The sequence below is a fragment of the Streptomyces sp. NPDC003327 genome, assembly GCF_053589515.1.
On record NZ_JBSFSA010000040.1, the window covers coordinates 23,189 to 38,747 of the forward strand.

A 15,559-nucleotide genomic window follows, 5' to 3' on the forward strand; every position below is an offset into this window, starting at 1 on the left:
GTGAGAGGGCGTGCACGGGCGCACGACCGTCCGCGATCCTGGTGCCGACGTCGCATCCTCCCACCCACGAGAGGAAGACCCCTAAGTGTCCCCTGCCACATCGGCCTCCGAGAGCGGGGGCGCGGCCCTCGAACTCCTCGTCCACGGGGTCGGCGGAGCCACCCCGCAGGACATGCTCGACGACCCCAGGACCGTCCGGGTGACCGGCGACCGGACCGCCGCCGTGCACCGGCGCACCGAGGACGTGGACGCCGAGCGACATCCCGAACGGTACGCGGCGGGCCCCGTCCCCGAGGCGTACTGCTGGTCCAACCTCACCTCCGGCGACGGAACGCGCGCCCTGTGGCTGCTGCTCCTGCCCTTCATGGTGGTCAACCTCGCGCACTGGATGCGGCCGCCCGCCCAGGGCAGGCCCGGACTCGTCCGCCTGTACGGAGTCCTCGTCCGGCTCGTCGCCCTCACCCTCACCGTGCTCCTCACCGCGGCCGCCTGCGAGGTCGCGCTCGATCTGACGGCCTGGCAGTGCGCGGGCGCCGCCGCCTGCGCCGACGGGCACGCGTGGCTCGGCTTCCTCTCCGCGGACCGCGGCGGCTGGTGGTCGCAGCCCGGCCGCCGCCTCGCCCTCGCCGCCGTGCTGCCGACCGCGCTCGTCGGCCTGCTCTGGTACCTCTCCACGCGCACCTGGAGCGCGTACGAGGCGCAGCGCCCGCCCACCGACCACCCGGACGTCGTCGTCGGCCGCTCCACCGCACCGCTGCCGCTGATCCCCGCCCCCGCCCCGGCCCCCGAGGCGGGAGCCGAACCCCCGGGGCCGGCGGCCGAACCCGCGCGGCCGGAACCCGACCCCGAGGACCTCCGCCCCGCCCTCGGCCGCCCCGGCTTCTGGTACGGGCGCCGGCTGGTCGCCCGACTCCGCGCCGCCCACACCGCAGCCGGCCTCCTCACCGTCGCCGCCGCCCTCGCCACGGCGGGCGCCCGCGCCGACACCGGAACCGCCGCCGCCCTCGGGGTGGTCCTCAGGGCCGCGCTCGTCGCGCTCGCGGCCGTCGTCCTCTGGGTCGTCTGCCGCCGGGGCCGCAGCGAGCACCGGCTCGACGTGCGCCTCGAAGCCGCCCTGGTCACCTGGCTGCCCGGCACCGCCCTCGCCCTGCTGGCCCTGACCGCCCTGCACTCCGGCTGGTCACGACCGGGCCGCGTCTCCACCGGCACCCTCCCCGGCGACGCCGCCTTCGGGGCGCTCACCCTCGTCCAGGGCGGCCTTGTCGTCGCCCTCGGCGTGGTCGCCCTGCTCCTCCAGCGGTCCCGGCGCGACCCCAGGACCGCCCTGCGCGGGCTCGGCGGCCCCGCCACCGCCATGCTGGCCTGCGCGCTCGCCGGCGTGATGTCCGGCGGAGTCGCCCAGCGCGTCGCCGACTGGCTCGACGGCGGAGCCACCCCCGGCATGGGCGAGGGGCCGCTGATCGGCCCGCCCGTCCTGCTGAGCTGGCAGGCCTCCGTCATCCCGGTCCTGCTCCTGCTGCTCCTCGCGCCCACCGCCCTCCTCGTCGTACGGACGGCGCTCGCCGCCCGGCGCCTGCGGCCCGCCGTGGAGGCCGACTACGCCGGCGAACGCGCGGGCGAGGACCCCGACCCGGTCCGTACCGGCCACATCGCGACGAGCCGCGCCCGCGCCTCGCTCACCGACGCGGCCCCCGCCCTCGTCGGCGTCGTCTCCGCCACCGCCCTGCTCCTCGGGGCCGCGTCCGTCGTCGGCGCCTGGGCCAGCGGCAACGTCCCGGGCCGGGCCTTCGACGGCGCCCACCCCGCCGTCGCCTCCCTCGCCTCGGCCACCCAGGCCCTCGGCTCCTGGATGGTCGGCTTCGGCTTCCTGCTCTTCGTCACCTGGGGCCGCCGCGCCTACAAGGACGTGTCCGCGCGCCGCACCATCGGCATCCTGTGGGACGTCGGCACGTTCTGGCCGCGCGCCGCCCACCCCTTCGCCCCGCCCTGCTACGCCGAGCGCGCGGTCCCCGACCTGACCTGGCGGATGAGCTCCTGGACCCGCCGCACCGGTGGCCGGCTCGTGATCTCCGGCCACTCGCAGGGCAGCGTCCTGGCCGCGGCCGCCGTCTGGCAGCTGCCGCCCGCCCACCGGGGCCGGGTCGCGCTGCTCACCTACGGCTCACCGCTGGAGCGGCTCTACGGCCGCTGGTTCCCCGCCTACTTCGGCCCCGAGGCGCTGCGCGGCCTCCACCGCACCGTCCACTGCTGGAGCAACCTCCACCGCCCCACCGACCCCATCGGCGGCCCCGTGCGCGTCCCCGCGGAGGACGGCAGGCCCGCCGTCGACAGGCCCGCCCTGCTCGATCCCGTGGCGTACGGACGCACCCGCGAACACCCCCTGCCGGAACCGATCCTGGGTCACTCCGACTACCAGGCCGACCCGGCCTTCGCCCGCTGCCGCGCCGCGCTCCTCGACCGGCTGCCGCCCGGCCTGCCCCACCCTCGGGAGACCGACGAGCGGTGGGAGGGTCAGGGGAGTTCGGGCAGGTCGTCCGGGTAGAGCAGCGTCAGGTCGTCCGTGCTCGGCTCGGCGAGCGCGGCGACCCGGCCCGCGTGCCGCTCCACCATCGACTCGAACGTCTGCCGCGCCGTGCGCCCGTTGCCGAACGCGGGGCCCTTCGGCAGCTTCGCGAAGTACGCGAGGAGGGCCTCGTCCGTGCCCGGGGCGAGCCGGTACTCGTGCTCGTCCGCCTGCTGCCCGACGATCCGCAGCAGCTCCTCCGGCTCGTAGTCGCCGAAGGTGATGGTCCGGGAGAAGCGCGACGCCACACCGGGGTTGACCGTGAGGAACCGCTCCATCTCCGCCGTGTACCCGGCGACGATCACCACCACCGCGTCCCGGTGGTCCTCCATCAGCTTCACCAGCGTGTCGATCGCCTCGCGGCCGAAGTCCCGGCCCGAGTCCTCCGGCGACAGCGCGTACGCCTCGTCCACGAACAGCACGCCGCCGCGCGCCCGGTCGAAGGCCTCCTGCGTGCGGATCGCGGTCGAGCCGATGTGCTCGCCGACCAGGTCCACCCGGGACACCTCCACCAGGTGGCCGCGCTCCAGGACACCGAGCGAGGCGAGGATCTCGCCGTAGAGCCGCGCCACCGTCGTCTTGCCCGTGCCCGGGTTGCCGGTGAAGACGAGGTGGCGGCGGACCGAGGCCGCCTTGAGACCGGCCTCCTGCCGTCGCCGCCCCACCTCGATCATGTTGGTGAGCGACCGCACCTCGTGCTTGACGCTCTCCAGGCCCACCAGCGCGTCCAGTTCGCCGAGGACCTCCTGCGAGGAGCGGGCCGCCACGGTCTCCGCGCCGACGAGCGGGGCGGCCGGGGCGGTCACCGCCGGGGCGGCGGTCGTACGGGGCGTCGGCACCGTCCCGAGGATCCCGGCCGGCTGCGTCGCCGTCAGTACCGAGGCGCCACCGCCGCCCGCGCCCCCACCGCCGCCCGAGCCGTCCGGCACGGAGGAGCGGACCGCGCTCTCGTCGCTCGTACAGTCCACGGCGACCGCGCCCTCCTCCGGGAACTCGTAACCGCCACGCGCGCACCGCTCCGTACGGCACGCCCGCAGGGTCGTGCGGCAGCCGTCCGTCACGTGGAAGCCGTACCCGCCGCTGCCGCTCACCCGGCACCCGTGGAAGGACCCGCGGCCCTCCGCCGAGACGTAGAACCCGGCCTCCGCGGGCGAGGTGACCACGCACCGCTCGATCGTCGGGTCGGCGCCCTTGGTGACGATCACCCCGGTCTGCACGGCGTCGATCGTGCAGCCGGCGAGCGTCCCGCCGCTGCCGTGGTCCCGGAACCAGGCGCCCGTGGACGCCTCCCTGATGCGGCAGTCGTCGAGCTGTGCGGTCGCCCCGTCGCTGACCGACACCGCCGTGTTCCGCACCTGCGACAGATCGCTGTCGACCACGTCCACCCGCGAACCCCGGTCGAGGACGAACAGCGCGTCCGGCACGTCGTGCACCCGGCAGGAGTCGAGGACGGCGGTCGCCCCGTCGCTCACCCACACCGCCGGATAGTCGCCCGTGCTCTCGTGGATCTCGCACTGGTTGGCGTCCACCCGCGTCCCCGGGTCCCACACCGAGAGGCCGTTGCGGCCGAACCGCCGCACGGACGACCGGGTCAGCGTCAGCACCGAGCGCGAGCGCAGGTCGACCGCGTTCTCCGGGACGTCGTGGATGTCGCAGTCCGAGAGCGTGAGCACCGCGTCGGTGTCGAGCGTGATCCCGTCCGCCGTCGTGCGGTGCACCGACGAGTCGGTGAGGTGGGCGGTGGCGCGGGCCGCGATGCGCAGCCCGGCGCCCTTGATCTCGTACACCTCGCAACCGGTGCCCTCGAAGGCACTCCCGTCACCCGTCACCGCGATCCCCGCACCCGAGGCGTGGTGGATCCGGCAGCGCTCGAAGCGGGGGTGCGCCCCGCCGTTCACGGAGACGCCGGCCTGCCCGGCCGCGACGACCTCGCACTCCTCGAACACCCCGCCCGCGCCGTCGACGAGCGCGATGCCGACCCCGGCCGGGTTGTCGACCGTGCAGCGCCGGACCGTCGGCCGCGCCTCGCCGCGCACCTCGATCCCGGCGGCCGACCGCGTCATGATCCGCAGGTCGAGCAGCTCGGGCGTGCCGTCCTCGACGAGCAGCGCGGGCGCCGCCACGTCCTGCCCCTCGATGTGCAGGTCCTGGAGCGTCACCGAGGCCCGTACGGTGAGGGGCACGCCGTCCGGCGGCGCGATCCGCACCGAGCCGAGCCCGCCCTCCGGCCCCCGCAGTGTGACGGCCCGTCGGAGGACGAGGTTCTCCCGGTACGTGCCGGGAGCGACGGTGAGGACGTCGCCGTCCCCGGCGGCCTCCAGGGCCGCGGCGAGCGAGGCGTACTCGCCCGTGCGGCGCCGCCACCGCGATGTGCCGGTGTGCGTCACCTGGACCGTGCCCTGTGCCATGGGTGTGTCCTGCCCCCGCCTGGTGCCTCGTCGCTGATCCGATGCCCCACCGTAGCGCGCGCGGCGCCGGGGGGTTGACGGGTCGCCGACGGACCCCCCGTGGGGTGTGCGCCTCTCAGCTGCCGGTGCCCGCGCGGCCCCAGTCGGGACCCGTGGCGGCCCAGGCGCGGTCGAGGCGCGCGTACCGCCGCCGCACGAGCCTGCGGACGACGAGCCGCCGCAGGGACTCCACGGCGATGCCGGCGAAGGCCGCCGCCGTGACCCCGGCGACGATGGCGTGGGCGCGGGCCGTGTCGGGCCGCATGGGCGCGGGCACCGGCTCTCCCGCCCGGTTCGTCCACAGCGGGAACGCGTCGCCCGGCGAGGAGTTGCGCCGGGCCGTCGACACCGTGCCCGTGCGCTCCGTGCCGTCCGGGGCGGTCCAGCGGGCCACCACCGCGCGGCGCAGCCGCTGCTCCCCGCCCGCCTCGACGGACTGGGGCCCGCCCGCGGGCTCGTCGGCGAGGCGCACCACGCGGGCCGTCGTCGGGTGCCGGTGCTCCTGCTGCGCGCGGACCGCGTGGTCCAGCGAGGCCCGCGCGGAGGACGCGGCGGCCCAGCCGGTCGCGGGCACGGCGAGGCAGAGCAGGACGACCGCGGCCAGGGCGACCCAGGCCTCGATCAGATCGGTGGTCCGGCGCAGGGGATTGTGCCGCCAGCGCCAGAGTCCGATGGCTGCGTGCACGTCGGAACCCCCTCGTTGTTCACCGCTCCTCCAACGAGTCTGCCCCCGGGGAGGTTTCCCCGCCCGTCGAACGGCGGCGGGGGAGAGGGGAGGAGGGAGAGGGGTGTCGGGCTCAGCCGAGGACGGTGACGCCGTCGCCGACGCGGACCGTGCCGGTGTGCTCGGGGACGAGGTTCTGGCCGAAGACGAGCCTGCCGCCCCGCTTGCGGTGGCGGGCCAGCGTCCACAGCGGCTCCCTGCCCCGCGCGGTGGTGGTCTGGTCGGTGGTGGTGACGACGCAGCGGCCGCACGGTTTGGCGACGCGGAAGGTGACCTCTCCGACCGCGATCCGCGTCCAGCCGTCCTCCGCCCAGGGCTCCGTGCCCTCGACGACCAGGTTCGGCCGGAACCGGCTCATCGGCAGCGGGCCCTCGTCGGCGTGGTCGCCCCGTGCGATCAGCTGGTTGAGGGCGTCGAGCGAGGCGGTGGTGGTGACGAGCAGCGGGAAGCCGTCCGCGAAGCTGACGGTCTCGCCGGGCAGCGCGAACTCCGGGTCCACCGGCCGCCGGTGCTCCGGCGCGTCCATGTGCACGAGGCGCACGTCGTCCGAGAGATGGGCGGAGAACCAGGCGTGCGCGGCCGCGTCGGCCGGGACGGCCTCCACGGGCTTGTCGAAGATGTCGACCGTGACCGTGGCCGAGGGGTGCGGGACCTCGACGGCCAGCGGTGCCAGGTCCGGCGCGGACACCGTGATCCCGCCGCCGGGCAGCGGAGCCGCCGCGGCCAGCGCCATCCGGGGGTGACGGCGCTGGGTCACGACCTTCCCCGTACGGTCGACGACCGCCCAGCGGCGGTCGCCGGCGAGCCCCCAGGGTTCCACCGCGGCCTCCGGGGGCGCGAGCGCGCGCAGGGCCTTCACCGGGTGGACGTGGACGGAGCGGAGGACGGGATGCGACATGCGGTCATCCTGCCAGCCGCCCCGCCCCGGGCGGGCGGCTCCTAGTAACCGCCGCCCTGGTACGGGCGGTTGTACGGGTCCTGGTACATCGGCTGTGCCGGGACGGGCGCCGGAGCGGGCCGGGGGGCCGCGGGACGCATCGCCTCGTAGCCGGCCGGAGCCGGGCGCGGCGGCTGCGGGGCCTGCGGGCCCGGGTAGCCGTAGCCGCGCGGGGCGGCCTGCTGCTGCGGGATGTACGGCGCGGGGGCGTGCTGCAGGGGCACGGGGGCCATCTGCGGCGCGGGCTGCGGGTAGCCGTAGCCACCGCCCTGGTAGGCGGGGGCGGGGTGCGGGCTCGGCGCCGCCGGGAGGGCGGGCAGCGACGAGGCCAGGGCCGGCAGATGGGAGCCGGTGCTCGCTCCGCCGTAGCTGCTGCCGGTGTCGTAGGCGGCGGGCACTCGGATCGGGGCGATCTGAGGCGTGCCCCGCTCCGCGACCAGGGAGTCGTAGATCGGGGTGTCCGGGAAGGACGGCGCGGTGTGGTAACCGCCTCCATAGGAGGAGCGGGGGGAGGTCATGGCCATAAGTTAAGCCCACGATGTGCCGGTTGGGGAGCCCCCATCTTCGGGTCATCCGATTTACCCGGGTTTTCGGGGCCTGACCTGCCAAAACATCGATAAAATCTGTGTAAACGGCGGGGGCTTTTTCTGTTGATCATGAGCGCCTGAAACTCAGGATTATCGCCGTATTACCGAAAGTAATCACAGGCCTATCGGCTGAGTTGGCGCCGGACCAGTTCGTGGAAGAGGCCGGAGGTGTCGGCGAGGAGTTCGGCGGGGGTTCCTTCCTGCACCACACGTCCGTCCGCGAGGGCGATCACCCGGTCCGCGTCCATGATCGTCGACAGACGGTGGGCGATCACGACCCGCGTCGCGTTCAGGGCCCGGGTCGACTCGATGACGGTCCGCTGCGCCTCGTTGTCCAGGGCGCTGGTCGCCTCGTCGAAGAAGAGCACGCGGGGCCTGCGGACCAGCGCCTGGGCGATCATCAGCCGCTGGCGCTGGCCGCCCGACACCGTGCCCCCGCCGTCGGACAGCATCGTGTGCATCCCCATCGGCATGGCCTTGATGTCCTCGGCGAGGCCCGCCATCGCCGCGGCGGCCCACACGTCCTCCAGCGGGTACGACCCGGCGCCGCGGATGCAGTCGAGGACGGAGCCGGAGAACGGCTGGGCGTTCTGCAGCACCACCCCGCACTGGCGGCGCACGGCCGCCTGGTCGAGGGCCGCGAGGTCCTGTCCGTCGTACCGCACCGTGCCGGAGGTCGGCCGGTCGAAGCCGATGAGCAGCCGCAGGAGCGTGGACTTGCCGCAGCCGCTCGCCCCGACGATCGCGACGAACTCGCCCGGCCGCACCCGCAGATCGACCCCGTCGAGGACGAGCGGGCCGTCCTCGGTGTAGCGGTAGGACAGGTTCTCGGCCTCGATCTCCCCGGTCAGCACGCCGGGCCGGACACTGGAGCCGCGGACCTCGGGCGTCTCCCGGAGCACCGGCCCGATCTGCTCGAACATCGGCTGGACGGCCGCGGCCGACAGGAGCGCGCCGGTCAGCTGTGTCACCGAGGACAGCATCATCGTGACGGCGGTGCTGAAGGTGAGGAACTCGGCCGGGGAGAGCGTGCCCCGGGCCGGGCCGGCGAGGAGGGCGAACATCACCAGCGTGCACAGCGGCAGACAGACCGCGCCGAGCACCGCGAGGACGTTCGTGATCCGCCCGACACGCCGGTGCAGCTCGCGGGTCCGGGCGAACTCCCGCGCCCACGCGGCGTACGCGAAGCTCTCGGCCGCCGCGACCCGCAGCTTGGCCAGGCCGCGCAGGGTCTGGAAGGCCTGGTTGTCGAGCTTGTTTCCCAGCCGGATCAGCCGGCGCTGGTACCGCAGCTGCCAGAACCCCAGGCCCAGGAAGACCCCCGCCGTGGCGAGGAGCAGCGCGAGCGCCACGAGCGCCAGGGGCACGCTGTGGAGGAGGAGCAGGACGAGGTTGACCGTGCCGACGGTGCCCGCCTGGAGGACCACGGGGCCGATGCCGGACAGGACGCGGCGGATGGCGCTGACGCCCATCGCGGCACCGGCCAGTTCGCCGGTCGAGCGGCCCGTGAAGAACGTCGTCGGCAGCCGCAGCAGCCGGTCCCAGACCGCCGGTTGCAGGGTCGCCTCGACGCGCCCCTCCATGCGCAGGATCGCCGTGTTCTGGAGCAGCATGAACGCCGCCGACACGATGCTCGTCGCGATGACGGCGAAACCGGCCTGGACGATCAGCCCCGTCTCGCCCGCGGGCACGTACGAGCCGAGCACCGTACCGGTGGCGACGGGCACGAGCGCGCCGAGGGCCACCGCGACGAGCCCGCCGAGGAGCAGGTCGCGCACCTCCCTGCGGGTGCCCCGCAGGCTGAACCGGAGCAACCGCGCGACGCCGAGCGGCCGGTCGGGCAACGGCCGGTAGAGCATCACGGCGCGCGGCGCGAACGCCCCGGCACCGGCCCGGCCGACGCGCTCCCGCCGGCCGGTGGCGGGGTCGACGGCGACGTACCCGCCGCGCCGCCACAGCAGCGCGACCGGGCTCCCGTCCGCCGCGCGGTGACCCACCAGGGGGCCGCAGTCCTCGCGCCACCAGCGCTCGCCGAGCCGTACGCCGCGGGTGCGGATCCGGGAGGCGACCGCGACGCGTTCGACGGGGTCGGCGAGCCCGGGACCGGCGCCGTCGGCCGCGCCGATGTCCGCCGGCTCCGCGAGGGTGATGCCCGCCTCGTCGGCGACGACCCGGCACACCGCGTACGTCGCGTCGGCGTCGGCCGGGCCGTCCGCCCCGCCGCTCGCGCCACCCACGCTCCCGGCGCGTCCGATGGACGCGAGCAGCGTGCGGTCGGCCCGCGTACGTGCCGCCCGGCCCGCCTCGACGCCGGCCGCCGCGCGGTCCTCGTGGTCCCGTTCGAGCTGCTCGATCCAGCCGTCCAGGGCGTGCAGCAGCCGGTACTGCTGGTCGACCATGCCCTGCCACGTCGCGGCCTCCACGAGAAGGGTGCCCGCCCCCGCCGCGGCGCCCGCGTACACGCCGGCCTCCGGGCTCTCGTAGGCGGCGCCGTACGCGACGCTCCCCGCGGCGAGCCGCATCCACAGGACGTCGTCGTCGGCCGCGCCGGGGGCGGCGTCCCCGGGGCCGCCGTCCACGGCCGCCTGGTACAGGACGCGCAGACCGCGCCCGATGCCGAGCGCGAAGGCGTGCTCCAGCGGGCTGAGCGGGGGCTCGGCCCGCGTCCCGTACGCGCTCGGGTCCTCGTACCACTGGCCCTCGTACCACTGTCCCGCGTACTCCTGGCCGTACCCCTGCGCCGCGTACCCCTGCCCCTCGTACCCCTCACCGGGACGCGTCCGCCCCGTGGCGTACGGGAGTCGGCGCAGCTCGACGCGGCGCAGCAGACAGCCCTGCGCGGGGCGGCCGACCAGGGTGTGCGCGGGGCCCTCGACGGGGCCGAGGAGCAGCGTGCCCGCCGTGAGGCGGCCCAGGAAGTGCCAGGGGCCGAGCCGGGCCGCGTCGACGGCGAACAGGTCGAGGGCGCCGTCGACGACGAGCCAGAGGACGTGCGGGCCTTCGAGGGCGACGCTGCCGAGGCCGGTGTGGTCGACCGGTGTGCCGAGGGAGCCCAGGGCCGCGACGACCGGGTCGGGCGCGCCGCCGGGGCCGAGGGGGCCGAGTGGGCCGACGGTCGGGTGGGTAAAGGTCACGTCAGTGCTCCCGGACCAGGGCGGCGTACGCGCCCCCCGCCGCGACGAGCTGCTCGTGGCGCCCTCGCTCCACGACCGTGCCGCGGTCGAGCACCACGATCTCGTCGCTGTCGCGCACGGTGCTCAGCCGGTGGGCGATGACCACACAGGCGCAGCCGCGCCGCCGCAGGTTGTCGATGACGAGCTGCTCGGTCGCCGCGTCCAGGGCGCTCGTCACCTCGTCGAGGACCAGGACGCTGGGGCGGCGCGCCAGGGCGCGGGCGATCTCCAGGCGCTGGCGCTGTCCGCCGGAGAAGTTGCGGCCGTCCTGCTCGACGCGGCTGCGGATGCCTCCGGGGCGGCGCGCGACCACGTCGTACACGGCGGCGTCCTTCAGTGCGGCGACCACCGCCTCGTCGGGCACCGAGGGGTCCCAGAGCGCGATGTTGTCCCGGACCGTCCCCTCGAAGAGGAAGACGTCCTGGTCGACGAAGGAGACCGAGGCCGCCAGCGCGCTGCGCGGGATGTCCTCCAGGCGCATCCCGTCGATGCGGATCGCGCCCTCCCACGGGGTGTAGAGGCCGGCCATCAGCCGCGAGACGGTGGACTTCCCGCTGCCCGAACCGCCGACCAGGGCGATCTGCTGCCCGGGCCCGACGGAGAGCCACACGTCCTTGAGGAGCGGCTCGTCCAGGGGGCTGTACCCGAAGGTGACGCCCTCCACCTCCACGTGGCCCGTGAGGCGACGGGCGGGTGCGTGCGGGGCGCGCCGCGTGTGGACCGGGTCGACGGGGAAGTCCTCGACGTCCCGGAGCCGGGCGACGTCGGCCGCGAAGTCCTGGATGCGGCCCGCCACGCCGTTGAGCCGGGTGATCGGCGCCGTGAAGCCCGTCACGAGGGCCTGGAAGGCGACCAGCAGTCCGACGGTGAGGTGTCCCTCCACGGCCCGCAGGCCGCCGATCATGAGGATCAGCGCGCTGTTGAGCGCCGCGAGCGTGGGCGCGACCACGGCCAGCCAGGCGCTCGGCACGCCGAGCCGCTGCTGCACGTCGAGCGTGGTGGCGTGCTGACCGGCCCAGCGGCGGAAGAAGCCGTCCTCGCCGCCCGTGGCCTTCATGGTCTCGATGAGCTGGAGCCCGCTGTACGCCGTGTTGGTCAGCCGGGCGCTCTCGGCGCGCAGCTTCTGGGTGCCGGTGGCCCGCAGCTGGACGACGACCCGCAGGGCGACGACGTTGAGCAGCGCGATCAGCACGCCGACGACGGTGAGTTGGGGGTCGTAGGTCCACAGCAGCACCGCGTAGAGCAGCACGACGACGGCGTCGACCCCCGCGGCGGCCAGGTCGCGGGCGAGGGTCTCGGCCACGGCGTCGTTGGACCGCAGCCGCTGGACGAGGTCGGCCGGGCTCCGCTGCGCGTAGAAGGCGAGCGGGAGCCGCAGCAGGTGCCGCAGGAAGCGGGCGCCGCCCAGGGTGGAGGCGATGATCCGCCCGCGCAGCAGATTGGCCTGCTGGAGGCCGGTGAGGGTCGCGGTGAGGACGAGCGCGGTCGCCATCGCCGCGAACACCACGCCGAGCAGGGACGTCTGATTGCCGATCAAGAACGTGTCGATGTACGTACGGCTCAGGGCCGGCACCCAGGCGCCGACGGCCACCAGCAGGAGGCTGGCGACGACCGCGGCGGCCATCGTGCCGGACGTGCCGCGCAGGCGCCCGGGCAGGGCGGCGAGCACGCCCGGCCGCCCGCCGCCGCGCCGGAAGTCCGGGCCGGGCTCGAAGGTGAGGACGATCCCGGTGAAGCTGGTGTCGAACTGCTCCATGGGGACGAACCGGCGTCCGCTGCCCGGGTCGTTGACGTACGCGCCGGGGCGGCCGAAGCGGCGGCCCATGCCCTCGTAGACGACGTAGTGGTTGAACTCCCAGAACAGCACGGCCGGTCCCGGCACCCCGGCGAGCGCGGCCAGGTCCATCTGCATGCCCTTCGCCCGCAGCCCGTAACCGCGCGCCGCCTTCAGGAGGTTGCCGGCCCGCGAACCGTCGCGGGAGACGCCGCAGGCGATGCGGAGCTCCTCCAGCGGGACGAAGCGGCCGTGGTGGCCGAGGACCATGGCGAGCGCGGCCGCCCCGCACTCCACGGCCTCCATCTGGAGGACGGTGGGCGTGCGGACGGTCCGGGGCCTGCGGCCCTTCATGGCGGGGGTACGACGACGGGGCCCGGCGGCGGGCGGCAGCCCGCGGGCGGACGTCCGCGCCCGGCCGCCCGACCGGGCCCGGGGCGCGCCGGACCTCGCGCCGGGCCTCCCGCCGGTCGGTGCCGCGGACGGGGCGCCGGAGGTGTCGGCCTGCCTTCCGGGCGCGCTCACGGGAGCAGCCAGTCGACGGGGCGCTGGGCGGCCAGGTGGACGGCGCCGGTGACGGGCGTACCGGAGCCGGGGGCGGCCGGCGGCCCGTCCGAACCGGACCAGACGTATCCGGAGGCGGTGGCGGCGGAGCGGTCCAGGGCCACGAGGACCGCGACCGGCTCGCCCTGACCCGGGGCGGGGCCGCCGCCTTGTGCGGTGCCGGTCGGGGCGCCGAGCCGGGCCCGGGCCCGGGCGGCCGTGCCGACGGCGGTGACCCGTCCGCGGAGCGTGCCGAACCGGTCGTGCGGGGCGGTCTCGACGCCGAGGTCGACCCGGGCGCCCACGCGGACCGCGGCGGCGGTGTCGCCCGGCACGTACAGGACGGCCACCAGGGGCGCGTCGGGGTCGGTCACGCGCTCGACGCTCGCCACGTCGGCGCCGGTGGCGACGACCGAGCCCAGCCCGGCGTACAGCGTGGTGACCCGGCCGCCGGCGACGGCGCGGACGGGCAGGTCGCCCCGGCCCGTGCGCACGGTCAGCAGCGGCGCGCCGGCGGCGACGGTCCGGCCCTCCTCGACGAGAACCTCCGTGACCTGTCCCGCGAGGGGGCTCTGGAGCAGATAGGTGCCCTCGGCGCGGGTGAGGAGACCGGGGGCGGTCAGCTTGGACGTCACGGTGCCGGTGAGGGCCCAGTAGCCCGCGGCGGCCATGACGACGACGGTGACGGCGAGCACCAGACGGCCCTGGGGGCGCGCGAAACGGACCGGCACGTCGAGTTCTTCGGGCGACTGCAGCTTGGAAAGCGCATTGCGGCGGAACTGCACGGACTATTCCTTCGGCTGCTTTTCTGTCGAGGCTTCCGCGAGATCGGGCTCGGGGCGGGGCGGCCGTGAACCCCGGAACCGGGGCGGTTCCGGGGTTCACGGGTGAGCTACCGGTGAGCTACGGGCGAGCTTCGGCTCAGATACCGGCGAGGCCGGTGATGCCCGCGGTGTTCACCGAGACGCCGGTGATGCCGGAGGCCAGGCCGGGGACGCCGGCGGCGACGCCCTCGACGCCCTGGACCGTCTGCAGCGAGCCGACGGTGCCGAGGAGGTTGGTGACGTCGTTGGTCAGCGCGCCGGCGAGGCCGCCGGAGACGGTGACGAGGCCACCGGAAACGGCGTCGAGGTCCGCGTCGGAGATCTCGGCGGTCTCAAGGTCGTGACGCATGATGCGCACCCTTCGTTCATGGGGGGAATCCGTCTTCTGCGGCCGCAGCGGGCTTGATCCAAGCACGCGAACGGATGACGGGACCAATTCCGTTGACGCCTCCGCGCGGACGTTTCTGCACGTCGGGAAGGGGTCGTGCGGTCACTTTCACGGAATGACGACACCTTCTCCCCGGATCGGAGTAACGGATTCCGGGACCTCACCCCGCTCGGGGAACACAACGGGACAGAAGTGCGCTTTCCGGTCCTCCCCGGGATCCGCCGTGTCGGGAAACGGTGAAGGCGCCGCCCCTCCCCACCCCCACGCTGTGCAGGTTTGCGGCAGGCGGAGGCGCAGGCACAGGCGCAAACGCAGGCACGGCCGCGGGGTGGTCGTTCGCGTGCCTCACTCCCCGGGCGTCCCCGCGTACGTCCCCGCGTACGTCCGCCCCTTCCACGCGGCCCCGCGCCCGCGGTAGTGCAGGACCGCCGAGTCCACCGTCATCAGCAGGTACAGCAGCGCCGTGAACGGCAGCAGCACGGCCGCCGGGGCCGGCTGCCCGTAGTACCGCAGCATCGGCACGTACGTCCCCGCCATCACCGCCCATGCCGCCCCGCCCGCCCACGCCGCCACCGGGTCCCCCGCCGCCAGGCCCGCCACCAGCGCCACCGGCGGGACCAGGTAGACGACGACGAGACCCGCCACCGTCCCCACGAGCAGCAGCGGACTGTGCCGGAGCTGCGCGTACGCGCTGCGCGAGACCATCCGCCACAGCTCGCCGAGCCCCGGATACGGGCGGACGCTGGTGACGCCGTCGGCGAGCCCCAGCCAGATCCGTCCCCCCGCCCGCCGCACCGCCCGCGCCAGCGACACGTCGTCGATCACCGCCTGCCGGATCGCCTCCGGCACCCCCGCCGCCACCGCCGTCTCCGTCCGGAGCAGGACACAGCCGCCCGCCGCCGCCGTCGCCCGCGGCCGTGCCCGGTTGATCCAGCGGAACGGATACAGCTGGGCGAAGAAGTAGACGAACGCCGGCACCACGAGCCGCTCCGACGCGTTCGCCACCCGCAGCCGCGCCATCTGCGACACCAGGTCCAGACCGTGCCCGGTCGCCGCCGTCACGAGCCGCCGGAGGCTGTCCGGCGCGTGCGCGATGTCGGCGTCCGTCAGGAGCAGGAACTCCGGTCCACGCGCGCGTGCCCGGGCCATGCCGTGCCGCAGCGCCCACAGCTTCCCCGTCCACCCCGGCTCCGGCTCGCCCGGCGAGACCACCGTGAGCGGCAGCCCCCCGTGCCGGGCCGCGAGCTCGACGGCGAGCGCCCCCGTCCCGTCCGTACTCCCGTCGTCGACGAGGAAGACCTCCGCCTCGCCCGGATAGTCCTGGACGAGCAGCGACCGCAGGCTCGTCGGCAGCACCTCCGCCTCGTCACGCGCCGGTACGACGACGGCGACCCGCGGCCACTCCCCGGCCGCGCCCCCCGCCGCGCTCCCGCCTCCCCCGTCGGCCCGTCCCCGCTCCCCGGCCACCGGCGGCAGGCGCTGGTCCGTACGCCAGAAGAAGCCCTGGAACAGCAGCAGCCAGACCCAGACGGCCAGCGAGGCCGACGCACACCACGCGAACGTGCTCATTCGCCGCAGTCTGCCCCAGATCGGCGGCCC

10 protein-coding genes are annotated in these 15,559 nt (G+C 75.3%); 1 reads left to right on the top strand and 9 read right to left on the bottom strand.

Features of this window, described 5'->3' with window-relative positions:
• The first annotated feature begins 85 nt into the window (after positions 1-85).
• Positions 86-2,542 (top strand): hypothetical protein, encoded by a 2,457-nt coding sequence (locus ACWDVG_RS25115; protein ID WP_451702079.1) that lies wholly within the window; start codon positions 86-88, stop codon positions 2,540-2,542.
• On the opposite strand, the gene ACWDVG_RS25120 is transcribed toward ACWDVG_RS25115, so the two are convergent.
• From ACWDVG_RS25120 to ACWDVG_RS25160, 9 genes are all read right to left on the bottom strand, one after another.
• Entirely contained in the window at positions 2,512-4,971 is a 2,460-nt protein-coding gene (locus tag ACWDVG_RS25120; RefSeq protein ID WP_451702080.1) for a right-handed parallel beta-helix repeat-containing protein, read from the bottom strand. The two genes, ACWDVG_RS25115 and ACWDVG_RS25120, sit on opposite strands and share 31 nt — an antisense overlap.
• Before the next feature lie 115 nt (positions 4,972-5,086).
• Positions 5,087-5,695, bottom strand: coding sequence for an Rv1733c family protein (locus ACWDVG_RS25125; protein ID WP_451702082.1), 609 nt, complete (start codon positions 5,693-5,695; stop codon positions 5,087-5,089).
• A 112-nt stretch (positions 5,696-5,807) separates the two neighbouring features.
• Positions 5,808-6,632, bottom strand: coding sequence for an MOSC domain-containing protein (locus ACWDVG_RS25130; protein WP_451702083.1), 825 nt, complete (start codon positions 6,630-6,632; stop codon positions 5,808-5,810).
• Positions 6,633-6,673: 41 nt separating this feature from the next.
• Positions 6,674-7,189, bottom strand: coding sequence for a DUF6643 family protein (locus tag ACWDVG_RS25135; RefSeq protein ID WP_451702084.1), 516 nt, complete (start codon positions 7,187-7,189; stop codon positions 6,674-6,676).
• Between the two features lie 191 nt (positions 7,190-7,380).
• Positions 7,381-10,392, bottom strand: coding sequence for an NHLP bacteriocin export ABC transporter permease/ATPase subunit (locus ACWDVG_RS25140; RefSeq protein WP_451702085.1), 3,012 nt, complete (start codon positions 10,390-10,392; stop codon positions 7,381-7,383).
• A gap of 1 nt (position 10,393) precedes the next feature.
• Positions 10,394-12,559, bottom strand: coding sequence for an NHLP family bacteriocin export ABC transporter peptidase/permease/ATPase subunit (locus tag ACWDVG_RS25145; RefSeq protein ID WP_451702086.1), 2,166 nt, complete (start codon positions 12,557-12,559; stop codon positions 10,394-10,396).
• A 167-nt stretch (positions 12,560-12,726) separates the two neighbouring features.
• Entirely contained in the window at positions 12,727-13,533 is an 807-nt protein-coding gene (locus ACWDVG_RS25150) for an HlyD family efflux transporter periplasmic adaptor subunit (RefSeq protein ID WP_451702088.1), read from the bottom strand.
• Between the two features lie 136 nt (positions 13,534-13,669).
• The gene (locus ACWDVG_RS25155) at positions 13,670-13,921 is read right to left on the bottom strand and encodes a hypothetical protein (RefSeq protein WP_451702090.1); all 252 of its coding nucleotides are present in this window, start codon (positions 13,919-13,921) and stop codon (positions 13,670-13,672) included.
• Positions 13,922-14,305: 384 nt separating this feature from the next.
• Entirely contained in the window at positions 14,306-15,529 is a 1,224-nt protein-coding gene (locus ACWDVG_RS25160; RefSeq protein WP_451702092.1) for a glycosyltransferase, read from the bottom strand.
• Positions 15,530-15,559: the final 30 nt, after the last annotated feature.